Origin of the sequence: Roseimicrobium sp. ORNL1 (assembly GCF_011044495.1) — a bacterium.
GTDB lineage: Bacteria > Verrucomicrobiota > Verrucomicrobiia > Verrucomicrobiales > Verrucomicrobiaceae > Roseimicrobium.
On record NZ_CP049143.1, the window covers coordinates 6,719,646 to 6,743,234 of the forward strand.

20 protein-coding genes are annotated in these 23,589 nt (G+C 60.5%); 11 read left to right on the top strand and 9 right to left on the bottom strand.

All coding sequences use genetic code 11. The features are described from left to right. Positions 1 to 15 precede the first annotated feature (15 nt). The 8 genes from G5S37_RS26965 to G5S37_RS27000 all read left to right on the top strand — a co-directional run bounded on the left by G5S37_RS26965 (position 16) and on the right by G5S37_RS27000 (position 10,171). Positions 16 to 1,461 (top strand): DUF1501 domain-containing protein, encoded by a 1,446-nt coding sequence (locus tag G5S37_RS26965; RefSeq protein ID WP_165208476.1) that lies wholly within the window; start codon positions 16 to 18, stop codon positions 1,459 to 1,461. A 48-nt stretch (positions 1,462 to 1,509) separates the two neighbouring features. Further along, complete coding sequence (locus tag G5S37_RS26970) at positions 1,510 to 2,619, top strand: sialidase family protein (RefSeq protein WP_165208478.1); 1,110 nt, start codon at positions 1,510 to 1,512, stop codon at positions 2,617 to 2,619. A 69-nt stretch (positions 2,620 to 2,688) separates the two neighbouring features. Then, entirely contained in the window at positions 2,689 to 3,360 is a 672-nt protein-coding gene (locus G5S37_RS26975; RefSeq protein ID WP_165208480.1) for a GntR family transcriptional regulator, read from the top strand. A gap of 19 nt (positions 3,361 to 3,379) precedes the next feature. Then, a complete protein-coding gene (locus tag G5S37_RS26980; RefSeq protein WP_165208482.1) occupies positions 3,380 to 6,178 on the top strand; it encodes a PSD1 and planctomycete cytochrome C domain-containing protein in 2,799 nt (932 codons plus the stop codon). Positions 6,179 to 6,202: 24 nt separating this feature from the next. Further along, complete coding sequence (locus tag G5S37_RS26985; protein WP_206026165.1) at positions 6,203 to 7,630, top strand: DUF1501 domain-containing protein; 1,428 nt, start codon at positions 6,203 to 6,205, stop codon at positions 7,628 to 7,630. Positions 7,631 to 7,718: 88 nt separating this feature from the next. Next, positions 7,719 to 9,185 (top strand): IS1182 family transposase, encoded by a 1,467-nt coding sequence (locus tag G5S37_RS26990; protein WP_165208484.1) that lies wholly within the window; start codon positions 7,719 to 7,721, stop codon positions 9,183 to 9,185. A gap of 125 nt (positions 9,186 to 9,310) precedes the next feature. After that, positions 9,311 to 9,721, top strand: a complete 411-nt coding sequence (locus tag G5S37_RS26995; protein ID WP_165208486.1) for a hypothetical protein — start codon at positions 9,311 to 9,313, stop codon at positions 9,719 to 9,721. A 45-nt stretch (positions 9,722 to 9,766) separates the two neighbouring features. Beyond that, a complete protein-coding gene (locus tag G5S37_RS27000; RefSeq protein WP_165208488.1) occupies positions 9,767 to 10,171 on the top strand; it encodes a hypothetical protein in 405 nt (134 codons plus the stop codon). Positions 10,172 to 10,185: 14 nt separating this feature from the next. Here G5S37_RS27000 and G5S37_RS27005 read toward each other — a convergent pair whose 3' ends face one another. The 5 genes from G5S37_RS27005 to G5S37_RS27025 form a co-directional block, all read right to left on the bottom strand. After that, complete coding sequence (locus tag G5S37_RS27005) at positions 10,186 to 10,854, bottom strand: SMI1/KNR4 family protein (RefSeq protein ID WP_165208490.1); 669 nt, start codon at positions 10,852 to 10,854, stop codon at positions 10,186 to 10,188. Between the two features lie 231 nt (positions 10,855 to 11,085). Beyond that, a complete protein-coding gene (locus tag G5S37_RS27010) occupies positions 11,086 to 11,724 on the bottom strand; it encodes a DUF1080 domain-containing protein (protein WP_165208492.1) in 639 nt (212 codons plus the stop codon). 55 nt (positions 11,725 to 11,779) lie between these two features. Beyond that, the gene (locus G5S37_RS27015) at positions 11,780 to 12,568 is read right to left on the bottom strand and encodes an SDR family oxidoreductase (protein ID WP_165208494.1); all 789 of its coding nucleotides are present in this window, start codon (positions 12,566 to 12,568) and stop codon (positions 11,780 to 11,782) included. 115 nt (positions 12,569 to 12,683) lie between these two features. After that, positions 12,684 to 13,007 (bottom strand): hypothetical protein, encoded by a 324-nt coding sequence (locus tag G5S37_RS32430; RefSeq protein WP_206026166.1) that lies wholly within the window; start codon positions 13,005 to 13,007, stop codon positions 12,684 to 12,686. A gap of 384 nt (positions 13,008 to 13,391) precedes the next feature. Continuing rightward, complete coding sequence (locus G5S37_RS27025; RefSeq protein WP_165208498.1) at positions 13,392 to 14,795, bottom strand: Gfo/Idh/MocA family oxidoreductase; 1,404 nt, start codon at positions 14,793 to 14,795, stop codon at positions 13,392 to 13,394. A gap of 138 nt (positions 14,796 to 14,933) precedes the next feature. Between G5S37_RS27025 and G5S37_RS27030 the strand changes: the two genes are divergently transcribed. Continuing rightward, positions 14,934 to 17,285 carry a glycosyltransferase gene (locus G5S37_RS27030; RefSeq protein WP_165208500.1) on the top strand — a complete coding sequence of 784 codons (2,352 nt, stop codon included), beginning with the start codon at positions 14,934 to 14,936 and terminating at the stop codon, positions 17,283 to 17,285. Positions 17,286 to 17,296: 11 nt separating this feature from the next. Further along, a complete protein-coding gene (locus G5S37_RS27035) occupies positions 17,297 to 18,574 on the top strand; it encodes a glycosyltransferase (RefSeq protein ID WP_165208502.1) in 1,278 nt (425 codons plus the stop codon). Between the two features lie 7 nt (positions 18,575 to 18,581). On the opposite strand, the gene G5S37_RS27040 is transcribed toward G5S37_RS27035, so the two are convergent. The 4 genes from G5S37_RS27040 to G5S37_RS27055 all read right to left on the bottom strand — a co-directional run bounded on the left by G5S37_RS27040 (position 18,582) and on the right by G5S37_RS27055 (position 22,093). Then, entirely contained in the window at positions 18,582 to 18,719 is a 138-nt protein-coding gene (locus G5S37_RS27040; protein ID WP_165208504.1) for a hypothetical protein, read from the bottom strand. An 87-nt stretch (positions 18,720 to 18,806) separates the two neighbouring features. Then, complete coding sequence (locus G5S37_RS27045; protein ID WP_165208506.1) at positions 18,807 to 20,462, bottom strand: glycosyltransferase family 10; 1,656 nt, start codon at positions 20,460 to 20,462, stop codon at positions 18,807 to 18,809. A gap of 45 nt (positions 20,463 to 20,507) precedes the next feature. Next, on the bottom strand, positions 20,508 to 20,804 hold the full coding sequence (locus tag G5S37_RS27050) for a hypothetical protein (protein ID WP_165208508.1): 297 nt from the start codon (positions 20,802 to 20,804) through the stop codon (positions 20,508 to 20,510). A 65-nt stretch (positions 20,805 to 20,869) separates the two neighbouring features. Next, a complete protein-coding gene (locus G5S37_RS27055) occupies positions 20,870 to 22,093 on the bottom strand; it encodes a hypothetical protein (RefSeq protein WP_165208510.1) in 1,224 nt (407 codons plus the stop codon). 150 nt (positions 22,094 to 22,243) lie between these two features. Here G5S37_RS27055 and clpX point away from each other — a divergent pair, with 150 nt between their 5' ends. After that, on the top strand, positions 22,244 to 23,524 hold the full coding sequence (clpX, locus tag G5S37_RS27060) for an ATP-dependent Clp protease ATP-binding subunit ClpX (protein ID WP_165208512.1): 1,281 nt from the start codon (positions 22,244 to 22,246) through the stop codon (positions 23,522 to 23,524). Positions 23,525 to 23,589: the final 65 nt, after the last annotated feature.

Sequence of the window (23,589 nt, forward strand, 5' to 3'; positions counted from 1 at the left end):
CCCACCCCACACGCGATGACACGCCGCGAGCTGCTCTCGACCAGCGGGCAGGGATTCGGCATCATCGCGCTCGCTTCGTTACTAGGCAGCGAAGGCCTTCTCGCCTCAAGCCCATCATCAGCCTGCACCCGCCCTCCCAAAGCCCGCCGCGTCATCCAGCTCTTCATGGCGGGCGCGGCGAGCCACATTGACCTTTTCGACTACAAACCGGTGCTGGTGAAGCGGCACGGCGAAGCATCCGACTTCGGCGAGCAAGTGGAAGCATTTCAAAATGGCCTTGGTCCATGGAAAAAGCCCGTGTGGGACTTCCGCCCATACGGACGCTGTAGCAAGATGATCAGCGATGTGGTGGCTCCGCTGGGTGATTGCGTGGATGACATAGCTTTTGTGCACAATCTGGTCGGCAAGACCAGTGTCCATTCCCAAGGCACACTGCTGCAAGCGACCGGGTTCAATCTGCCCGGCTTTCCCGGCATGGGTTCATGGGTGAGCTACGGACTTGGATCGCTCAGCGAAAATCTGCCTGCGTTCGTCGTCTTGCCAGATCATCGCGGGTTCGCTTCCAATGGTCCAAAGAATTGGGACTCGGCCTTTCTTCCCTCCCAGCACGCGGGCACGGTTATCTACCCTGGTGCTGAGACACCCATTTCCGATCTGTTCCCCCACAAAGCAGGGCGCTACATCACTCCGCGCGCGGAGACAGATGGGCTCTCCCTGCTCGGTCAGATGAATCGACAACACGCGTCATCCCGCGAGGATGATGCGCGACTCGAGTCTCGCATTCGCAGCTATGAACTCGCGGCGAAGATGCAGCTCGCAGCGCCTGAGGCACTCGACATCTCACGCGAGCCCGCCTACATTCGCGAGATGTATGGCATCCGGGATGGCGGCAGTGCATGGCCCTCGGATATCAACCCAGCGGAAGAGGCAGACATCATGGGCCGCAAATGTCTCGCTGCACGGCGCCTGCTGGAGCGCGGCGTGCGCTTTGTGCAGATCTGGAGCGGCAACGACAACGGCTTCCCACGACGCAACTGGGACTCACACGAAGACATCGAGCGCGACCACGGGCCGCTCGCCTGGGGCATGGCCAAGGCGGTGGGCGCACTCATTCGCGATCTGAAGCAACGTGGTTTGCTGGAGGACACCCTCATTCTCTGGACCACCGAATTCGGCCGCATGCCCAGCACTCAGGGCGGCAGAGGGCGCGATCACAATCCCTATGTCTTCACCAACTGGCTCTGCGGCGGTGGCATCAAGGGAGGCATCACGTATGGCGAGAGCGATCAGTGGGGCTACAAGCCACTCGATCGTGACAACCCCACGCTGGTATATGACATCCATGCCACCATGCTGCATCTGCTGGGGATCGATCATGAAAAGCTCACGGTGCGGCACAATGGCATCGATCGTCGCCTGACCGATGTTCACGGGCATGTGATTCGTGAATTAGTTTCCTGACCGGACATCTTCTCCAAAGAGACACTCCCGCGTCGGCGTAGTCGCCTCATGAAGCGCCGCCACCTCATCTTGTCGTGCCTCAGTATTTCCGCAGGATCCTTCGCCCAGGAAGCAGCAACACCATCTGCTGAACGCGAACCCTCGGACATCCAACGCGTCGTAGCCGCCAAAAATGTCTGTGCCTGGCCCAATCTCACGTTGATGAAGGACGGCAGCATCGTGGCTGTGCTGCACAACCAACCCGCTCACGGGCTGATGGAAGGTGATGTGGAATGCTGGGCCAGCAAAGATGGCACGGAGTGGGAGAAGCGTAGCGTCATCACCCAGCACGAACCGGAGACGATCCGCATGAACCACGCCGCGGGTCTCGCAAGGAATGGCGACCTCATCGTGCTGTGCTCCGGCTGGACCAATGTGAAGCAACCCGAGCGCCCCAAGCAGGAGCCCTTCCGCGATGCGGTACTCAGCAATTGGATCATGCGCTCAAGCGATGGTGGGAGGACCTGGACAAAGAACACGACCTTCCCCGGAACCGATGCCGGCTGGTCGCATTACATTCCGTTTGGCGACATCTGGGTGGGTGAAGATGGCGCCCTGCACACCTCATGCTACCGGGGTAAGCTGACGAGCCCCGAAAGGAGTTTCAAGATCGGCAACTACGAGTCCTGGCACTTCCGCGGTGACGACGACGGTCACACCTGGAAGGCCATATCCATCATCGGGCCAAAGCACAACGAGACGGATATCTTCCCGCTCGGCGGCAAACGCTGGATGGCTGCCGCGCGCGTCGATGCCATGGAACTCTTCACCTCGGACGACAACGGTGCCACGTGGATCGGTCCGCAACGCGTGACGGAAAAGAATGAAATCAACGGCCACCTCATGCGGCTGAAGGACGACCGTCTCCTGCTGACCTACGGCGTCCGCGTTCAGGGACGGCGTGGAGTGAAGGCGAAGCTCAGCAGCGATGACGGCAAGACCTGGAGCGAGCCTGTTCGGGTGATGCGCAGTGACGAAGGCGACTGCGGCTATCCGTCCAGCGTGCAGCGTGTGGACGGGAAGATCGTCACCGCTTACTACTCACGCAAAGCGCCAGAACACGACGGCTATCACATGGGCGTGGCGATATGGGCGCCGCCTGCCGGAGAAAGAAAATAAGTGCCGTGAAAGACCGGGGCCAGCAAAACGGTATACCGTTTTACACATCTGCTCTTCTCCACCCCGGCCATGTTCGACGAAGCCTCTCCATCACCCCGCACGCTCACGGAAGAAACCGCGCAGCGCTTGCGCCAGGACATCATCCAAGGGGTGACTCCTCCCGGCACCCGGCTCGCGGAGGCGGCCGTGGCGAAGCAACTCGGAGTGAGCAGGGTGCCAGTGCGTGAGGCCCTCGTCACGCTGGAGCGCGAGGGACTTGTCTCGTTCAGCGCCACGGGCCGCGCGTTCGTTAAGGATCTCACGCCGCAGGACTTTGAGGAGCTCTTTCTGCTGCGCCTCGCGCTCGAGCCTCTCTCCGCACGCCTCGCTGCACCACAGCTCCGGGTGGATGCGAATCTGCTGGAACTAAACATTCGGGAGACCGCGCGGGCCAAATCTCTGAAGGACGTCACCTCCCTGGACCTCGACTTTCACCAGATCATTCTCGAGGCTTCCAACCAACCCCGCCTTGTGCGCCTCTGGACGTCGCTGCGTCCCGAGCTGGAGCTGTGGCTTTCGCGCCTGCATCGCAATCACCAGATGCAGACCCATGCGACGCGCCAGATGACGGTGGAAGCCCACCAAGGGATGCTGGCTTGCTTTCGTGAAGAGACATCCGCCTCAGCGGAAAAGATAACGCGGCAGCACATCGTCGGCTGGCGCGAATGGCTGCCGTCACCTGGAGACGCATCTTCGGCATGAAATGAAGAACGCGAATGTCATGCGTCTGAAATTCCATCGCTGGATTCTCTGCAGTGCAGGCCTGAGCCTGAGCCTTGGGCTGGCGTCGCTACATGCCGCAGCGGAAGGTGCTGAGGAAGGCACCGCCTTTTTCGAAAAGGAGGTGCGCCCACTACTGGAGCGTCGCTGCTTTGAATGCCACTCGCACGCAGGAGGAAAAGCAAAAGGCGGACTGGTGCTGGACTCCAAGACAGGGTGGCAGACCGGCGGTGAGACAGGGCCTGCCCTGGTGCCAGGCAACCTGGAAAAGAGCACCCTCATTCGTGCGGTGCGTCACGTGGACGATGCGCTGAAGATGCCTCCGCGTGAGAAGCTCCGCGCGGAGGAGATCGCCGTACTGGAAAAATGGGTGTCCATGGGCGCACCGGATCCGCGGCAGAGCGGTGTAGCCGTCGCGCACGCCAAGAAGGGAATCGATGTGGATGCCGGGCGTAAACACTGGTCCTACCAGCCTGTAAAAGCACCGCCCGTTCCGAACACGCGAAATGAAAATGCATCCACCATCAGCAATGACATCGATGCCTTCGTCACGTCGCGATTGGAGAAGGAAGGCCTGCATGCTTCTCCTCGTGCCGATGCCCACGTCTTGATCCGCCGGCTGCATTTCGATCTGCTCGGCATTCCGCCCACCTTCGCCGAGGTTGAGGCTTTCGCTAACGACCAGAGTCCCGATGCCTATGCGAAGCTGGTGGATCAATTGCTCCGCAGACCGGAATACGGCCAGCGCTGGGGACGGCACTGGCTGGATGTGGCGCGCTATGCGGATACCATCGAGCAATCGGTGGACGGCGAGCGGCGCATTCCCTTTGCGCACACCTATCGTGACTATGTGGTGGATGCCCTCAATGCGGATACGCCCTTCGATAGGATGATTCTGGAGCAACTCGCTGCGGACCGTATTCCAGATGGCGATCTCCGCGCGTTGGGCTTCCTCACCGTAGGGCGGCAGTTCCGCTCCAATGCGGATGGCCCCATGCTGGTGATTGATGACCGCATTGACGTGGTGGGCCGTGGCTTCATGGGCATGACCCTCGCCTGTGCACGGTGCCACGATCACAAGTTCGATCCTGTCCCAACAGCGGACTATTACTCTCTCTCGGGTATTCTCGGGAGTGTGGAGGAGCCGATTGATCTGCCGGAGGTTGGGCACAGCACAACTGATGAAGCGGCGCTCAAGCCTTATCTAGAACAGCGGGCGAAGCTGCTCTCGGACTGGGAAGCGCATGTGGACAAGTGCCTCGCCAGTTCCAACGCCCACTTCCGTACCATGGCCACGGAGTACCTGCGCTACCTCGTGCGGTGCTCGTCCAACCACCGCACCACGGAAGGTTACATACCTTTGGATACACCATCCGGGCTGCTCTTCTACCAGGCGCCCCCACGCTGGGAGGCGCTGCTTGAGAAGAGCAAAGCTACAGACGAGCCGTTCTTCAAGCTGTGGCATCAGTGCATGGCACTGCCTCGAGATGGCTTCGCAGAGAAAGCACGGGCCGTACTGACCGACATGCGTACCTCCCCAGATGCGCACCATCCATGGGTCGTATCCGCTTTCGCCGGCGAGGCTCCCAAGGACATGCTGGCCGTGGCGGATTCCTACGGCAGGCTCATTCAAGAAGCCTTGAAGTCCGACACGCCAGAAGGGAAAGGCATTGTCGCACTCATCTATGGCCCAGATTCACCGGTGCCTCCCGCAGGGCGCGAAGAAATCATCGAGGACATTCCCAGATTCCTCACGGAGAAGCGGCTGGTACATCGCAGCGAGGGTGAGGCAGGCACCAAGATTCTCACCAGTCTCAGCGCCCTTGAGGCCACGGCACCCGTGGAGCGCGCCATGGCAGTGCGAGTGTCGGCAAGGCCCATGGATCCACGCATCCTCATCCGTGGGGATATGAAACGTCCCGGCACACTCGTACCGCGCCGCTTTCTCAGCGTCCTCTCAGACGTGGACGCTCGCACCTATGAAGATGACGGCAGGCTCCAGCTCGCCCAGTCGATTGCCAGCAGACGAAATCCCCTCACCGCGCGAGTGATCGTCAATCGCGTATGGCAGCATCACTTTGGCACCGGTTTGGTGGCCACCACGGATGACTTCGGCGTCATGGGGGAGAAACCAGTGCATCCAGAGCTGCTGGATCACCTGGCTTCGTGGTTCATGGATCACCGCTGGTCACTCAAGGCCCTGCATCGGTACATGCTCACCTCCGCCACGTGGCAGCAGAGTAGCGCCTGGCGCGCTGACGACGGAGCGAAGGATCCTGGCAACCGCCTCCTCTGGCGCATGGCTCCGCGGCGGCTGGAATTTGAGCCTTTGCGTGACTCCCTCCTACAGGCAGCCGGACAGCTCGATATCCGCGAAGGAGGACGCGGCCAGCCCCTCACCAATAGCAACCTACGCCGCGCTTTGTACGGATACACAGACCGCTTCCGTATCCCGGCACTGATGCGGAACTTCGATGTCGCGAATCCGGACACCTCGATCTCGCGACGCAGTGAAACGCTCGTGCCACTGCAGGCCCTGTATCTGATGAACAATCCCTTCGTGCGAGAGCAGGCAAAAGCCCTCGTGCAGCGCAAGGAGGTCTCCGCAGCGAGCACTACTGTGGATCAGGTACAGCGTGTGTTTCAGCTCGCCCTTTCCAGAAATCCAGATGCCGTGGAGCTCGATGCCTCCATGACCTTTCTCGATGGCGCACAGTGGGAGGATCCTTCCGGTCGTCGCAAGTGGGAGAGCTTCGCGCAGGGACTGCTCCTTTCGAATGAGTTCGTGTTTGTGGATTAAGCCAGAGCCCAACCTTCACCCAAGATGAGCGCCCCCTTCTCACCCAGCATGATGAGCCGCCGCGAAGTGTTGCAGCGTTGTGGCGCAGGCTTTGGCATGCTTGGCCTCGCTTCCCTCCTGCACCAGCAGCAGGCACAGGCCGGGAGTTCCGAGGCTCATCCCCTCGCCGCGAAGCGCCCTCACTTCCCCGCCCGGGCAAAGTATGTCATCCAAATCCTTGCAAACGGCGGTCCGGGCCAGATGGACACCTTCGATCCGAAGCCGGAGCTTACGAAATACCATGGGCAACGTCTGCCGGTGCACTTCGCCACGGAGCGCCCCACCGGTGCCGCGCTGGCATCGCCCTTCAAGTTTCAGCGCTACGGGCAATCTGGCATGGAAGTGAGCGAGCTCTTCGCTCCACTCGCGGAACGGCACGCGGATGATCTCTGCGTGATTCGCTCCATGCACACGGATGTGCCCATCCATGAGAGCTCGCTACGCCTCATGAACTGCGGCGCGAGCATCATGGCGCGGCCGAGCATCGGCGCCTGGGTCACCTATGGTCTCGGCACGGAGAACCAGAACCTGCCCGGCTTTGTCGTGCTCGTGCCCAAAGGCATGCCCGTCGCTGGTGCGGACAACTGGCAGTCATCCTTCCTCCCGGGCTCCTATCAGGGCACCTACATCGAGACGCAGGATCGCAAGCCCCAGGACTTGATCGAGAATCTGCGCAATCCTGTGCTCTCGCCGGACGAGCAGCACGATCAGCTCGCCTTTGTGGAGCGCATCAACCGGCGTCATCTCGCCATGAGGTCGGAGCCGGTGCTGGAAGCGCGCATTCACAGCTTCGAGACCGCCTTCCGCATGCAAACGTCCGCCACCGATGCCTTCGACATCGAGCGCGAACCCGCCCACGTGCGGCAGATGTATGGTGATACACCACAGGCAAAGCAGATGCTCATTGCTCGTCGTCTCATCGAGCGAGGTGTGCGCTTTGTGCAGGTGTGGCACGGCACGCTGCAACCCTGGGACAGCCACAACAACATTGAGTCCGAACATCGCAGGCTGGCGGCGGAAAGCTGCCAGGGCATCACGGCGCTGCTCACCGACCTGAAGCAGCGCGGTTTGTTTGAGGAGACACTCATCATCTGGGGTGGCGAGTTTGGCCGCACACCCACGGTGGAACTCACCCAGGACGCCGCCGTGAAACCCACGGCGGGACGTGACCACAATAATCACGGCTTCACCATGTGGCTTGCCGGTGGTGGTGCGAAAGGCGGCACGGTGTACGGAGCCACCGATGACTTCGGCTTCAAGGCAGTGAAGGACCGGGTGCATGTGCATGACCTCCAGGCCACGGTGCTGCACCTGTTGGGTATCGATCACACCAGATTGGTATATCGCCACTCCGGCCGCGATTTCCGGCTCACAGATGTGCACGGCGAGGTGGTGAAGGCTCTGCTGGCGTAGCTCTCCAAAGTAGCTTCGGCTTCAGAGGCTGTGTGGAAAGTGTCTTCGAGAGGATTGACCGCGGGATTTGGTGTTGGCAAAGAGAGGGATGAGTTACGTGCAAGGAGTTCCGCGTGAGGAGGTGCAGTTGCTGCCGCCCAGTGTGGAGGAGTATGTGGATGAACAGGCACCGGTGCGCTTCATTGAAGTCTTTGTGAATGGGCTGGACATGGTGGCGCTGAAGTTCACCCACGCGGTGCCCAGTGCTACAGGCAGGCCCAGCTATGACCCCAAGGATCTGCTCAAGCTGTACCTGTATGGCTACCTGCATCGCATCCGCTCCAGCCGGCGCCTGGAGGCCGAGGCAGGACGCAATCTGGAGCTCCTGTGGTTGCTGCGCCTGCTCAAGCCTGACTTCAAGACCATTGCGGACTTCCGCCGGGATAACCGCAGCGTATTCAAAGGGGTGCTGCGCCAGTTCAACCTGCTGTGCCGTCAGCTGGGCCTCTTTGGAGCAGAGTTGGTGGCCATCGACGGCAGCAAGTTCAAGGCGCTCAACAACAGCCAGCGTCATGGTGGGGTGGAGCAGTTGCGCAAGCTCATCGCTCATGTGGACGCGCGCATTGAGGAGTACCTGCGTGCGCTCGACAGCCAGGATGAGCAGGTCGAAGGCGCTGCGCCCCGCAGGGAGCCGGCGGGCGTCAAGCTCACTGACAAGCTGGCCGAACTCTCCAAGCACCGGGAGCAATATGCTTGCCTGTTGGCTCAACTGGAGCAGGAAGGCGGTGCCAGGGACAAGATCGCCTTCACCGATGTTGAAGCACGCAAGGTCAAGGATGTGCAGCGCTCCGGCTACATGATGGGCTACAACGTGCAGGCTGCGGTGGACACGCGGCACGACCTCATCGTGGCAGAGGACGTGGTGGCGCAGGCCAATGACCGCAGTCAACTGGCCCCCATGGCGCTTGCCGCCCAGGAGGCGTTGCAGGCCCGCACCCTGGAAGTAGTGGCTGACAAGGGATACCATCAGGCTGCGCACCTGCAGCAGTGTGAGCAGGCCGGAGTCGTGACTTATGTACCCGCGCAAGGAACCAACAGCGGGCAGAGCACCAAGGACGGACGCGAGGTCTTTGCCAAAGAGCAGTTCGGTTATGAGGCAGGAGCCGATGTGTACCACTGTCCCGGTGCCCAGGTGCTGCGCTTACGAGGACGCAGCAGCCATGAGGGCAGAACGACGCTGCTCTACAGCAACGAGAGCGCCTGCCGCAAGTGTGCTCTGCGCGGCCAGTGCACTGCGGGACGCTATCGTACCATCAACCGTTCTCCTCATGAGGAGGCGGTGGAGCGCGCGGCCCGTCGTCTGGCAGAGAGACCCCACATGATGCACCTGCGCCGGCGCAGCGTGGAACATGTCTTTGGCACCTTGCGCATGTGGGGCCACGACAGCTTCCTGACAAGGGGGCTGCACAGTGTGCGTGCCGAGTTCAGCTTGAGCGCGCTGGCCTACAACCTGCGCCGGGTGCTCAACCTGCTGCCCCTGCAACAACTCATCCACGCCGCGCGCAAGAGCGCCTGACCCACGCGCTCTTGCGCGCCATCAGCCCGCCCTGAAAAAAACTGTTTTCACACAGCCTCTGAAGCCGAAACTACTTTTCGTTGTGACTCACGTCACATCGCTGCAGTTGCGCACATCCACTCAGCATGGAACTCGTGCTGCCGCTATCACACCGCAACTGGACCCGCCGGTCCGTGCTCGGGATGTGTGTGGCTGGCCTTGGCCTTCCCGCGTGTGCTGCCATGAAGGACTCCACTGCCGCCTACGGTGCGAAGGTGACCTACGCCAAGGGAACGGCGATCCACTTTCCAGATTTTGACCTGACCTATCTCGGATCTCGCAAGGAGCCGTCCAAGGTATATCCCCGTGGATTCACTTATGAGGACTTCCGTGTGTCGAAAGGCTCCCGCTCGACCACGGTGTCATGGACCGGAGGCACAGGTCTTGTCGTGCCATGCGCCTTTAAATTCGACGGCCAGAAGTATCAGCTCATGCTGGCCTTCGGTGGCCCGGGGGTAAAGCTGAAGAACAACGAACTCATCGTGGCCAAAGTCTAGGCCCACTCCCTCAGGCGATCGAACGGATGCCAGAGGGAAATCTGTATGAAACTCATCTCTCTCCACTCTGGCTGCACACGCCGCTCCTTTCTGGCCGTGAGCATGATGATGTTTGCCATGCCCGCCTGTGCCGCCGGCAAGGGCGGAAGAGCCTCCTACGGCGCCAAGGCGAAATTTCACAAAGGCGCAGTCCTGTCCTATCCGGATTTCGAAGTGAAGTACACCGGCACACGCAAGGTGTCATCACCCGCGTACTCCCGTGGATTTCTCTACCATGATTTCGAAGTCTCTCGTGGAGGGACGATTAGGGTCGTGAACTGGAGTGCGGGCACAGGTGACATTGGGCCCGCAGTATTCCAATTCGATGGCAAGGAGTACTGGCTGGAACTCAGTCGCTCCGACAAGCTGGGAAAACTGGCAGAGGATGAAGTGGTGATCTGGAAGAAGTAGCCGCCACGACAACCTCACCGCACACCGAAGAGTCGTGCCATCAGACCGCGTCTCGGAGGCTTGGCGTAGGCGAAGATGCGTTCTTCACCGTGGCGTTTGAGCTCCGTATCGGCGCCGTAGCGCCCGAACGAGAAGCCCATTCCAATCGGCACGTCTCGAAGATCAACGATCTCAAAATGCTCAGGCAGCGTGGCGGCAAATTCTCGAATCGCCGGGTCGATGGAAGCTGCCGCCTCGGTATGGCTCAAAGCACCCGGGTTCTTTCGATAAACGTCGAACAAATCGTCATCAAACACACTACGAACCAGCGAGGAGTGGGGTGGAGTGTACAACCGGAACAGTTCCTCGAAGAAGGCAGAGAGGCTGGGGCTTTGATACAGGATCGTGGGCGGGTCATGACTCGCGTAGTACACTGGAACAGTGTCCGTGGCGGAAGGTGTGATTTCCATCACCCAGTAATTCCCGGCCCCATCGTGAGCAAAGGGCAGACCGTGGGTGAAGAACTCCGGAAAGAAGCCTACTTCTATCTTGTCGACACCAAGCTCGCTGATGATGGTATATGCCCTCGATTTCTTCGCCAGCTTGAACTCGATACCGGAGGTGAACTCGAGAAAGTCCCGGAGTTCCTGTGGCAGGGGAACGCCCAATTTCCTCTCAATGTAGTTTATTTCCTTGGGCTCCATCGGAGGAGCTATCTCGATGCCAAGTGGGTGTCCTCGCTCATCGCGAAGCCCCTTCTGCACGGCCGCTTTGATTTGTGCCACAACGTCCATGGGCGCATGCTGCCCATAGTTTGGCTGAATGTCATGTAAATCGTTTCCCAGCCTTCCCGCCCGGCATGAAGCGAAATAAAATGGGAGCGACCCACCACGGATCGCCCCCATGAACTCGTCGCCGAGAATGTCCTTCTCGCCTTACTGCTTCTTGATCTTGATGTTCCGGAACCACACGTCGTGTCCGTGGTCCTGGAAGCCGATGTGACCGGTGCGGGGCTGATCCTTCAGCGCGGTCTTGTACTTGTTTGGCGTGCCATCCGGATTCTTTTCCGCGGTGGTCCAGTCATCGAGGCTGAGGTCCTGCACCTTCTGGCCATTGATGTGGCACACCAGTTTCGGCCCCTTCACCTCAAGGCGGAGGGTGTTCCATTCTCCGACCTTCTTCACAGCATTCACCGCTGGCTCCTTCGCATCGTAGAGAGCACCGCAGTCGTGCTTGTCAGGCGTCTTGCCAAAGGAGTCCATGATCTGGATCTCAAAGCCTCCCTGCACCGGGTTTTTTGGATCCGTGCGGAAGAAGAGACCGCTGTTGCAATCGGGGCTCACCTTGAACTCCATCTCCAGGATGAAGTCGCCGTACTTCTCCTTCGTCCACAGGTAGCTCGATTGGGGGAAGCGGGCCAGCTCGCCTTTCTTCACCGTCCAGACCGCCGGATTGGCGGGCTCGACGAACCAGCCATCGAGGTTCTTACCGTTGAAGAGATCGACGAAACCGTCCTCCGCGAACGCGGCGGAGGAGCACAGCAGGAGAGCACACAGAGTAGCCTTGAATTTCATGGGAGAGACAAAACGCTCTCCCACGGAACATCATGCGTACCGGGCCAAGAATTTCTTAAACCGCACTTCGCACAATGCCACCATCCACACGCAAAGCCGCGCCATTGACGGCCGAAGCCTTCGGGCTGGAAATGAAGGTGACAAAATCGGCAATCTCCTCCGGCGAGATGAGCCGCTGAATGAGGGAGGTGGGACGGTTCTCTGACACAAATTTCCTCTCCGCCTGCTCATAGGGAAGGCCGGGGAACACATCCTGCACAAATTTGATGACGCCCTCGGTCTTGGTGGAGCCGGGCATGACCGTGTTCACCGTGACCTTGGATCCCTTGGTGAGTTCCGCGAGACTCCGTGAGATGGAGAGTTGCATGGTCTTCGTCGCGCTGTAGTGCGCCATTTCCGGAGCCGGGTTCACGGCGGACTCACTGGAAATGAAGATGACCCTGCCGTGGTTGGAGTTGAGCATCTCCTTCAGGTAATGCCGCGCCAGGCGCACGCCGCTCATGATATTCACCTCGAAGAGCCGCAGCCACGCTTCGTCCGTTTCCTCGAAAAATCCCACCGCCTCATAGATGCCCAGATTGTTCACCAGGATGTCCACCTTGGGAACCTGTCGGATGGTCTCGGCACAACCCTCGGCCGTTGCATTGTCCGCCGCCAGTCCCTTCAGCTTCGCATCAGGCACCGTGCCCTTGATTTCAGCGATGGCGGAATCCACGGAAGATTGCGAGCGTCCGTTCACAATCACCGTCGCGCCCTCGCGCGCCAGGGATCGGGCAATTTCCAGGCCAATGCCTCCTGAAGAGGCGGTGACGAGTGCGGTGGAGGAATGGAGTTCGAGGTTCATGGTTCGAGATCGGGTTGTTCCCGTGGTTACGCATGAGCGCGGCAGGGAGACGGCTCCTATTCTCCGCCGCCCTTTTCAAATGGTCAGGAATGAACTGAGCTTCAGCGCAATGTCTCTATGCAGCGCATCTCTCCGACAGAAGTTCGAGCAACTCTTGCAAGGAATCCACCCGGTCCGCATCTGCTCCTGACGTAGGAAGGCCATAGTCGATGCGGATGTCATCCAAAAACCTCGCGAAGGTGCCAGGCGGAATGTGCAAATCCCTGCTGACAGACAGCGGCTGCCCCTCTGCATCTTCATACGCCCCAAACTCCGAGACAAAAGCATGAACGGCCGCGCTGAGCGCCGAAGCAGTTCTACCACTACCCAGTTGCAGTGCGTTGGTACGTGCAGAAGGCACGTACCAATCCCGCAGGCCACGAAACGCGAAGAAAGCCATGACTGTGCCCACGGGCATTGCCAGGAAAAAAGGAGCCCATGCCAGCATGGCCAGCTTCGGAGCTCCTCCCCACGATGTGTATAGCAGCACCCCGCTCAGCAAGTAAAAGACACCCACGGATACCGCGATCAGAGCACCCGTCGGGTTAGGCGTACGCCAGATGCCCACGGCCGTGCAGACCATGCCAATGCCCAGCAAGGGAGCAGCATAAAAGGAAGTGCCATGCCGGTCGCGACTTGCTGACCCATGAGCTTTGGAAGTGGGAATGCTGCTTTCCATAGAGGTGTGCGCAGCGGCATCCCTAGCACGAACCCGCACGCCCGGAAACAAGAGACACATCATGTGCCAGCAGACCCAAGCGATCTGCCAGCACACCATCTTCCGCTATATCCCGTACCCCTGCCGGTACACCTTGTGTACCACCGCCTCGGCTTCCGGGCAGTTCGTGGCTTTGAGATTCGCGGCATCCCACTCGATGCGCTTGCCGAAACGCACGGCGAGCAGGCCCACCAGCAGCGCTTCCGTGAAGGGCGCGGAGTAGTGAAATCCGGAGTGTGCGTTCTCAGGTTTGCCGGCTTTGCATGCCTCGATCCATTCGCGACGATGGCCCGCGGTGCAGCGCGCGATGGTCTTCGCGGGCATCACAAAATCCTTCATGCGTGCTTCCGGCACCAGGCGCGGCGTACCAGACCAGCCGCCAGCGAGGATCACGCCCTTGTCACCCACAAAGTAGATGCCGTTGTCACCCAAGTTGCGCTCGGCTTCCATGCCCGGAGGCTTGGGCGGGAGCTTGCCACCGTCATACCACACCATCTTCACTGGGGGCTGTTCTCCGCGTGCAGGGAAGTGGTAGGTGATGATGCTCCATTCGGGATAGGACTCGTTGTTGTTCGGCGCATGCTCGCTCTCCACCCAATCCGGCTGGCCAAGATCCAGTGCGTAGAAGGCGGGGTCCGCATTGTGCACGGCCATGTCACCCAAGGCACCGCAGCCGAACTCCCACCAGCCACGCCACTTGCGCGGACAATACTCGGAGTGGTAGGAGTGATTCGCCGCCACGGGGCCGAGCCACAGATCCCAGTCGAGATCTGCCGGTACGGGAGGAGTATCCGTGGGGAATTTCTTGCCCTGCGAATCCCAAAACTTCCCGGGGCGATCCGACCACACGTGCACTTCGGTGACCTTGCCGATCACACCCGCCTGGATCCATTCACGCGTAAGTCGCAAGCCCTCACCGGCATGTCCCTGGTTGCCCATCTGGGTCACGAGTCCGGTTTCTTTCGCCACCTTCGCCATCTGCCGTGCTTCACCAATGGAGTGCGCCAGAGGTTTCTCCACATACACATGGTGTCCCGCACGCAGGGCCAGGATGCTCGCGGGAGCGTGCACATGATCCGGCGTAGCCACCACCACGGCATCGATATCCTTCCTCTCCTCAATGAGCTTGCGGTAATCGCGATACAGTTTCGCGTCCGGATGCTTCTTGATGGTGCCTCCGCCCTGCTTAAGGTCCACGTCGCAAAGGGCCACGATATTCACCAGGCCGGTGCTCACCATGTCCGCGATGTCGCCACCGCCCTGGCCACCCACACCGATGCAGCCCAGATTCAGCTTCTCACTTGGCGGTGTGAATCCCGGACCGCCGAGCACATGGCGCGGCACGATTTGAAAACCAAACGCCGCAGCCGCCGTGGCCGTGGTGGTGGAGAGGAAACGGCGACGGCTGGTGACGGAAGCAGAAGCAGAAGCCGGCTCAGTGTGGTCAGACGAGGACGAGGACGTGGACATGGCGCAACAATACGCATGCTGCGTCAGCCCTCTTTCCCCCGCGGTTGCGCGCACAGGTTCACTCCTAGTCGAACTTTGTCTTGAATGCGACGGCTCACTTCGCTAGTGGCAGCAGGCAACACGACCGCGAGCGATACCATGCCCATCCCCCACCTACTCCATCAGATGTGGCGTGACGAATCGCTGCCAGAGCGCTGGGCAACTCTGCGCAACACCTGGATTCACCATCATCCCCAGTGGGAACTCCGCTTGTGGACGGACGAATCCTTGCGGGTGTTTGTCGCAACTCACTACCCGTCTTTCCTGGAACAGTATGATGGCTATGCCACACCCATCATGCGCGCGGATGCGGCCCGGTATCTGGTACTCCAGCATTTCGGGGGGGTGTATGCGGACCTCGATATGGAGTGCCTGCAGCCCCTCGAGCCGCTGATCGGAGGGAAGGAATTGCTGCTGCCTCTGGAGCCGGATCTTCATCTCCAATCGGCGCCGGCCACGGCTGCTGGCATGCGACGCATCGTCGGCAACGCATGGATGGCATCTGCGCCTGGGCATCCGTTCTGGGAACGTGTGATCACAGAGTTGCGCGCAAGACGCCACATGCCGGGCGCGCTCGAATCGACGGGCCCCTTCATGCTCTCCGCCGTCGTGGACGCCTGCGCCGCCCAACCTTGGGGGCCGGAACTGCTCCCTGCCGAGACAGTGTACGCCGTGACAAATGTGGACAACGAATGGCTGGCAGCTCGCAAGCCCGGATCGGCGCATGGGTTCGACCGGGACGTGTACTCCATCCACTATTGGGACGGCACCTGGTGGAGGCAGAAGGCGGGACAAACCTCGCTACATCTCTTGCGTGTGGGAGAGCCGGTGGTAGCCGGCCATCTCAACGAACCGCGGGCCGCGAAAAGTGCTGCACGCGTAGGCTTCACGCCACTCGTGTCCTGTCTCATGGTCACGGGCCGGCGGCGGCATCTGTCGCGTCTCGCGGTGAGAATGTTCCAACTTCAGACCTATGAGCATCGTGAGCTCGTGGTCATTGACGACTCCGGACAAGCTCCGCCAGCGGACTGGGGGATCGATGAGGATACACGCGTTCGCTGGATAACGGTGCCCTCTGAAGGCAAGCCACTCGGCGCCTTGCGGAATCTTGCTCTCGCCGAAGCGCGGGGAGATTTTCTCTGCCAGTGGGATGACGATGATCTCTCCGCTCCCATGCGGCTGGAGCGTCAGGTGCTCACTCTCTTTTCCACGGGTGCGGACGCGTGTGGACTGGGCCGGCTTCAACTCTGGTGGCCCACGCGCGACTGGACAGCCATTTCCTCAAGCCGCGTCTGGGAATGTGCACTCATGTGGCGCAAGGGCACGATCCCCGCGTATCCGGAACTGCGCAAGGGTGAAGACACTCCTCCGGTGGAAGCGCTGGCTGCCCGAGGAAGGATTGCGCTGCTGGATACTCCTGCGTTGTATACCTACATCTGCCACGGGGAGAACACCTTTGCCGAGGAGCACTGGCTCTCCCTTTGGAAGGTGGCCACGGCACGGCGCACCAACAGGGCGGCTCGTCTTCATCTCCAGCTTATGCAAGGCACGATGCCCATGCATGAGTATCTTGTCGCGTTGGGTCAGCCTGGATTGGAAAAAGCCTATAGTACTTTGCCTGCCGTCGTGCCGCAGAGTCACACCTCTGTCCAGAACGTAGAGGCCGGGGACCCTGTCTCTGAAACGCTGCCAGCCATCCTTATCGCAACGCCCATCAAGAACGCGGTGCCGTTTTTGGAAAGGTATTTTCAAAAACTGACAGTCACCGACTATCCAGCAGAGAAACTGTCTCTCGCGCTCGTTGCCAGCGACTGCACGGATGCCACCGTGCCGCTCACGGAGAAGTTGCTCGCGGAGCATGCCTCCCGCTTCCGTCGCACCGCACTCCTGCAGCGGGATTACGGCTTTCATTCCACGGGAGAAAGGTGGTCGCGCGAGTTGCAGCGGCAGAGACGTTCGATCCTGGCGCATGCCCGCAACGCCCTGATTGAAGAAGCACTCGAAGATGAAACGTGGGTGCTGTGGATCGATGTCGATGTGCTCACGTGGCCCTCAGATGTGATCCATCGCCTGCTCGCCGCTGGACGGGATCTGGTGACTCCACACTGCGTGCATGAGACAAATCACGGCCCTTCCTTTGACCTGAATACCTTTGTCTTTCGCGATGCAGCGCAAAGAGATGGTCAGAAGCATCTGCACGACGGCATCTACCAGCCGCCTGTGGGGGTCACCCGGAAATATCTCGATGCGTTCCGCTCCCAAGATGGCGTGGAGCTTGATGGCGTGGGCGGCACCATGCTCCTGGTGAAGGCGGCGTTGTTCAGAGATGGCCTTCGCTTTCCGGCGCGACCGTACCGTGGCTTTTTGGAAACAGAAGGACTCGCACAGATGGCGAGGGATTTTGGCGTGATTCCCTGGGGCCTGCCTCAAGTGGAAATCATCCATCCCTAAAAGAGAAATCCATGGCCACACTGACCATCGCATCCATGGGTACGCTGGGGGATCACTTCCCCTTTTTCGCGCTCGGCATGGCGCTCGTGCAGCAAGGTCATACCGTGCGCTACGCCGGACCATCCTACCTGCGGGAGCGCGTGGAGGAGTGTGGCATGCAGTTTTTCCCAGCACGACCCGAGATCAGTCCCGATCTGGTTCGCAGCAAGCCCGAATCCTACAACCACTGGCGACGTGATCGGGGCGGGCCCGAATCCTCAGCCGACTCCTGGGAAGGCACCCGCCTCTTCGAAAGGATGGAGTTCACAGACTGCATGCACGATGTGGCTGTGGCCACACGGGGCGCCGACCTTCTCGTTTGCTCCCGCCTGCTTCCCGTGGGACGCATGGTCAGCGATCTCACCGGCACTCCGTGGATCACCGCTTGCGTGGTGCCGTGGTTTTTCCCCACCGCCGGCACGGCCGCCGCAGCCGGCATCGATGCGAGACGCGCCAAGGAAAAGATTGCCCCGGTGACTCGCGAGTTCCGCGACCGGATTCATCAATTGCGGCGCGAACTCGGCCTCAGCGCCATCGATGCCGCCGACGAGGATCAACTCTTCGAATCCAACCGTGTGCTTCTGGCCACCAGTCCTCACTTTGGCGAGCCCACGGCACGACCGGGCCAGTCGCTGGTGCAGACAGGCTTCTGGCTACACCATCCTCCGGGCTGGGCGAATAACACACCGAGCGCCGACCTTCTCCGCCTGTGGGAACGCGGCGACGATCCCCTGGTGCTCGCCTTCAGCAGCCAGCCAATGGAGAATCCCCAGCAGATGCTCGACGCGCACCTGGAAGCCGCGCGCCTGCTGGACCGGCCGATCCTCGTGCAATCAGGCTGGGCAAAACTCGACAGCCCACTTCTCCAGGAAATGTATCGAGAAGGAAAAGCTTTCCCCATTTCCGAAGGACCCCAAGAGGAAATTTTTTTCCATGCCTCCGCCGTGATCACTCATGGCGGCATCGGCACGGTAGCGCGCGCGCTGACCTGTGGCGCACCCCTGCTCGTCGAACCCTATGGCAACGACCAGTTTTACAACGCCCGACAGGTGCTCGGCATGGGTGTGGGCGCTGCCATGAATCCACACCACCTCGAAGCAGCCACGCTGGCAACTGTGCTGGAATCCAAGGTAACAACACCCCACTGCCGGGAACGTGCCCGGCAGACAGGTGCGGAACTTGCTGCACAACAAGGCGTGCGCTCAGCCTGCGAAACGATCGAAGGCTGGTTGAAATCGCCCGCCGCGTGAGCGGTCCTTAGGGCTGGTTGAGGGGCGGGGGAACGGTGTTCACCACATCCACTTCGAGGATGGTGTCCAGCTCTTCCAACGTCAGGTCGATGACTTTGGGTGCCTTTTCAGGCGCGAGAAAATCGTAAGGGCTTTCGAATTCCATAAGTGTATGGGTGATACCACCCCGAGGACACTCGGGAATGGCACCCGAGTCAACGCAAATCTCATGCCCAAAAATGCGGCGAATCCCTCACTTTCCGCGGGTTTCTTGCACGACTCGCTCGATCTTCGCCAGCAAAGAAAACGCATTCCAGCGATTGGTGCACAATTCGCCAAAACTTTTTGCGGGGGCATGCTTCCACTGGAAGAACTGCGCATACCGCTCCGAATTGCGAGCAGCTTCCCGCATCTGACGCACAAGGTCGGGCAGATCCCGGAGCGAACCCACTTGCAGATACGATCCCGGTCCGGGGGCGTAACGTGCCACTCCCAATCCTCCGAAATACACGGGAACACACCCCGCCGCGAAGCAGTCATACCACTGCTCCGTGACATAATCCGTCTGCTGACAGTCCTCAAAGGCCAGACAGAAGTGGTACCTGCTCAGAACCTCCAGCCTCGCTTCACGACCTTCGCGAAGCGGCTCGGGCCGATTGAAATGCCAGGCGCCGAAATGATGCACCGGCATCAGGGATTCCAGCCGCTCCAACACACGCTCACGTCCGCAGCGTGAGTTGGGATTGGAGACGAAAGCACAGACTGCATTTCCCGCATCCTTCGCGGGAACCGGCTTCAAAACCTCCGTCAGCGTGCCGGGCGCGGCAAAGTTCAGGCGCACATCCGCCCACGCATGGTAGGAAATCAGCAAATCAAGAGAGCTGACCGCGCCGGGGTCTGCTTGTGCGGGATGCCTCGCGTCTCCCTCCATGGTCACACCGACCCACAACTGATGCGGCGCCTTGGGCAATTGTGCCCAGGCAGGCGCGTCTGGAAGATGAAACACCACCACGTCCGCCTGCGTGACGCGCGCCGGATCGCGTGTTGCCCTGGCAGACCAGAGGCTGCCTGCCAGCTCCTGCGCCGGAGGCCACACCGGGTGACGGTGATTTGAGAAGAAGAGCACTTCGGGGATTTCAGGAAGCGTTTGCACCTTCTCCGGAAGCGAGGCTCTCCGTTCATCTCCGAGGAAATGCTGCATCTCCTCCTGCACAGTCCTCGGTGATGCCGGCAGGGCATCCTCTGCTTGCGCTTGCACCTGCACTTGTGGTGGCCAGTGGGCATACGCCAGCCACGTGTTCTCCACATGCCGGATGGTACCGCGGAATTCGTGGTCATTGAGATCGAGCAGGGCCGTGAGCGCCTCTCTGCCCGGGGCATCTACCGCTTTACAATCATGCCAGATGATGAGTCCTCCGGGCTTCAAAATCTTCAGCGCATTCAGCGTGTCAGCCAGCACCGTCAACTGCTCATGACAACCATCGACAAACACAATATCGAACCGGCGCCTCGCGGCCATGCCGTCCCAGTCAAACGTGCGCGAGTTCCCGAAGTGCTGCGTGTATGAGATGCCCCTCTCACGAGCGAAGCGTCCGATGTGCTTCTCCTGCACAATCTCACTGGCCATCTGGCGCGGCAGCTTCGTGAGATCCGAGGGGAGCACATTCAACGAGTGAATCTCAAGCTCGGGAGCAATGGCATGGAAGTGGCAGACACCCGCACCCCAGTGCGTGCCGATTTCAAACAATGCCGGTCTCTCCCCTGCTGGCAGAACCGTCTGCTCGAGATGACGTCGGATGAGGCCGCACAGGCATTCCATTTCCCTCTCCGATCCGAAGCCTGCCTCGATCTGCTCTCTGAAGGGCTTGTCGTAGGGAACACGGAGCGGACTGGAGAGTTCCTGGATCATGGGACATGGGGGGCTTGCTGGCTCTGCGGCATCGCCTTCAGGTTCTCACGGCGCCAAAGCGGCATCCATTCGACGACGCAGGCGATGGCGCCAGATGAGAGACGGCAGCAGCGCGAGCAGTCCCAAGGGGAGCGGCCAGAGCCGGACAACGATTACAATGAGCGCCTCTCCCACCACCTGGCTGAGTCCCGAGGGATCCTGCAGTTCTTCTCCGCTCATCCCATCAAAGTCTCGGAACATGCCCAGCAACCCGATGGTCACCTCAAACACCGCCGCAACGCAAAACAGCACGCCGATGACAATGCCGGCGCGGCAAAGGCGAAGCTGGGAAGCCAGGGTCATACGTGCGGTGGACGGCGGCACTCCCTTCCGCTCATTCTTCACAGCACGCAAGCGGCCGCAGTTAACTACTTGGGGGTAGTCGATTTGCTGGAACTCGAACTCGTATCGGTGCGAAGCGCTGGCCACGTCTTGGGGTCCGCATAGAGCTTGGGCAGATCCTTCAGTGAGGGATCAGCTTCCTTGTCGAAGAGGGCCAGCAGCGAAGGGTCCGTGGCCGCCATGCCCGCGATGCCCTTGGGATGGTGGATGCGAATGATGGTACCACGATAGTGTGTTCTGTTCCTGGGGCGCTCTTTCTTCTTTTCCAGCTTCTCAAAGTCCGCCGTGCGATTGTTGTAGTCGCCTTCTTTCAATGCGGAGAGGAATTCGACATCCGTCACCTGCCCGCTGCGCAGCTGCAGTTTCATCTTCTGCTCACCCATCAGGTAATCGATCCGGTACTTGTCGGTCGTGCCGATGATAGCGACCTCGATCTCCACCTCTGTGGGGTGGTGGGAGAGATTGGTGACTTCAGCGCCGATCTTCCACTTGTCGCCGCTGCGGTTGGAGGGCGAGGCGAGCATGCGGCAGGTGACACGCAGATCCGGCAGTTCCTGGACTTCAGGTCCGGCCTTCGCCATCTCGTCCTTCCAGAGTTGCATTTCTTCCTCCTTGGTCTGCCCCACGCTGTTGCGCGGACCTCCATCCTCGATTTTTGCCAGGGCCTTGTTCCCGTCGATCTCGCGCTCGATGTTCTTGAGCGTACCCTGATACGCCTGCTCCCGGGCCGACAGGGGCGCGGAGTCATCCCGTTTCTTGGAGGTGGAGACCAGACGTACATTGGCCACGTCCCTGGAAAAGGCGGGGGCCACGGAGGGCGGGACAATGTATTCAAAGATCAGCTGCTGCCCTGCATCGAGACCGATGGTGATTTTTCCGGTGTATTTCTGGTTCTCGTCAAAGGCGCCCAGCATAGTCGCCTTCCGCCACATGTCCGCCAGGGCGCCAGCCGCCGCCGTGCGGTGCACCGGCCCCATCTCCGTGCGGAACATGTCATAAGCCGTCTTGATCAGGGACTCCGCGCCCGGGCCGCCGGTGGCCTGGGATTTCTCCATGTGCTCGAGAATTTTTCCAATTTGCGCAGATACTCGGGCCAAGCCGCCGGGATCCGCTTTGGGGGTCAGCCCCAAGGGCTTCAAATCCGCTGCCAGCGCCTTGGCAGCAGGGTAATTCTTGGCATTCAGAAGCGTGGGCAAGCCCAATGCTGCGATGCAAAAGGTGACTGCGACGGTGCGACGGACGTAGTTCATAAGCGGTGGCAGGGGTGAATTCTGCCACGTTTGGAACGGGTTTTACCATCACTTTCATTCTTTCGAACGTTCATCCCCTCCTCACCACAAAACGCTTGCGCCTGATACGCGCTCCATGCGACAGTTCCGCAACCCCTATCTCCCGTCAGTATGGCCCGTGCTTCCAACCTCACTATCTGCTCCTTCTGCGGTAAAAGCCACGCGGAAGTGAAGAAGCTGATTGCCGGGCCCGGCGTGTACATTTGCGACAACTGCATCGGCGTCTGCAAATCCATCCTGGACAAGGAAGCCCAGCAGGAGGTGGATACACATCCGCCGCTCGTAGTGCCGCGTCCCTCGGACATCATGGCCGCGCTGGATCAGCACGTCATCGGCCAGGCACACGCGAAGAAGGTGCTCAGCGTGGCGGTGCACAACCATTACAAGCGCATCCTCAGCACCCAGGCAGGCGCCGCCGGGGCTGGCGCGAAGCCGACCGCCGTGGCCGACTTCGAGGGCGTGGAGATCGAGAAGAGCAACGTGATGCTCGTAGGCCCCACGGGCTGCGGCAAAACCCTGCTCGCGAAGACGCTGGCCCGCGTGCTCAATGTCCCCTTCAGCATCGCCGATGCCACCACGCTGACCGAAGCCGGTTACGTGGGTGAAGACGTGGAGAACATCATCCTCCGCCTCCTGCAGGCCGCGGACTACGATGTGGCCCGCGCCGAGATCGGCATCATCTACGTCGACGAAATCGACAAGATCGGCCGCAAGACGGAGAACGTCAGCATCACCCGTGACGTGAGCGGTGAAGGCGTGCAGCAGGCACTGCTCAAGATTCTGGAAGGCACCGTGTGCAACGTGCCCCCGCAAGGCGGCCGCAAGCATCCGCAGCAGGAGTACATCCAGGTGAACACGGAGAACATCCTCTTCATCTGCGGTGGCGCTTTCGTCGGGCTGGAACAGATCATGAAGCGCCGCCGCGGTGGCAAGGGTCTTGGCTTCAGCGCCGAGCTGGTGAACCGTGAGATGACGGAGGAATCCCTGCGCAAGGATGTGGAGCCCGAGGACCTGCTTGGTTTCGGCCTCATTCCGGAGTTCATCGGTCGCCTTCCCGTGGTCGTCGCCATGGAACAGCTCACCGAAGACGAGCTCGTGCGCGTGCTCACCGAGCCGAAGAACGCCCTCATCAAGCAGTATGCGAAGCTGCTGGGCATGGACGGCGTGGATCTCCAGGTGAACCGGGATGCCCTCGGAGCCATGGCCCGTGAAGCGCTGAAACGCGGCACCGGCGCCCGTGGCCTGCGCAGCATCCTCGAGCGCATCATGCTCGATGTCATGTACGACATCCCCAGCCGTCGCGACGTGCGCGCCGTGACCATCACGGAAGCCGTGGTGAAGGGCGACCGACCGCCGCTGGTGAAGAAGAGCGCGGCGAAGAGCGCGGCGTAGTCAGAAGGTAGAAGGCTTCTCCAGAAGCCTTTCACCTCTGCGCTGCCACTCGCCTCTATATCTCT

Coding starts and splice junctions, on each gene's coding strand:
- G5S37_RS26965 (WP_165208476.1), top strand. CDS start 16: ATGACACGCCGCGAGCTGCTCTCGACCAGCGGGCAGGGATTCGGCATC.
- clpX (WP_165208512.1), top strand. CDS start 22,244: ATGGCCCGTGCTTCCAACCTCACTATCTGCTCCTTCTGCGGTAAAAGC.
- G5S37_RS27045 (WP_165208506.1), bottom strand. CDS start 20,462: ATGATCCAGGAACTCTCCAGTCCGCTCCGTGTTCCCTACGACAAGCCC.
- G5S37_RS27050 (WP_165208508.1), bottom strand. CDS start 20,804: ATGACCCTGGCTTCCCAGCTTCGCCTTTGCCGCGCCGGCATTGTCATC.
- G5S37_RS27010 (WP_165208492.1), bottom strand. CDS start 11,724: ATGAAATTCAAGGCTACTCTGTGTGCTCTCCTGCTGTGCTCCTCCGCC.
- G5S37_RS26975 (WP_165208480.1), top strand. CDS start 2,689: ATGTTCGACGAAGCCTCTCCATCACCCCGCACGCTCACGGAAGAAACC.
- G5S37_RS26995 (WP_165208486.1), top strand. CDS start 9,311: ATGGAACTCGTGCTGCCGCTATCACACCGCAACTGGACCCGCCGGTCC.
- G5S37_RS26980 (WP_165208482.1), top strand. CDS start 3,380: ATGCGTCTGAAATTCCATCGCTGGATTCTCTGCAGTGCAGGCCTGAGC.
- G5S37_RS26990 (WP_165208484.1), top strand. CDS start 7,719: ATGAGTTACGTGCAAGGAGTTCCGCGTGAGGAGGTGCAGTTGCTGCCG.
- G5S37_RS26985 (WP_206026165.1), top strand. CDS start 6,203: ATGAGCGCCCCCTTCTCACCCAGCATGATGAGCCGCCGCGAAGTGTTG.
- G5S37_RS27055 (WP_165208510.1), bottom strand. CDS start 22,093: ATGAACTACGTCCGTCGCACCGTCGCAGTCACCTTTTGCATCGCAGCA.
- G5S37_RS27015 (WP_165208494.1), bottom strand. CDS start 12,568: ATGAACCTCGAACTCCATTCCTCCACCGCACTCGTCACCGCCTCTTCA.
- G5S37_RS27040 (WP_165208504.1), bottom strand. CDS start 18,719: ATGGAATTCGAAAGCCCTTACGATTTTCTCGCGCCTGAAAAGGCACCC.
- G5S37_RS27025 (WP_165208498.1), bottom strand. CDS start 14,795: ATGTCCACGTCCTCGTCCTCGTCTGACCACACTGAGCCGGCTTCTGCT.
- G5S37_RS27005 (WP_165208490.1), bottom strand. CDS start 10,854: ATGGAGCCCAAGGAAATAAACTACATTGAGAGGAAATTGGGCGTTCCC.
- G5S37_RS27035 (WP_165208502.1), top strand. CDS start 17,297: ATGGCCACACTGACCATCGCATCCATGGGTACGCTGGGGGATCACTTC.
- G5S37_RS27030 (WP_165208500.1), top strand. CDS start 14,934: ATGCCCATCCCCCACCTACTCCATCAGATGTGGCGTGACGAATCGCTG.
- G5S37_RS32430 (WP_206026166.1), bottom strand. CDS start 13,007: ATGGCTTTCTTCGCGTTTCGTGGCCTGCGGGATTGGTACGTGCCTTCT.
- G5S37_RS26970 (WP_165208478.1), top strand. CDS start 1,510: ATGAAGCGCCGCCACCTCATCTTGTCGTGCCTCAGTATTTCCGCAGGA.
- G5S37_RS27000 (WP_165208488.1), top strand. CDS start 9,767: ATGAAACTCATCTCTCTCCACTCTGGCTGCACACGCCGCTCCTTTCTG.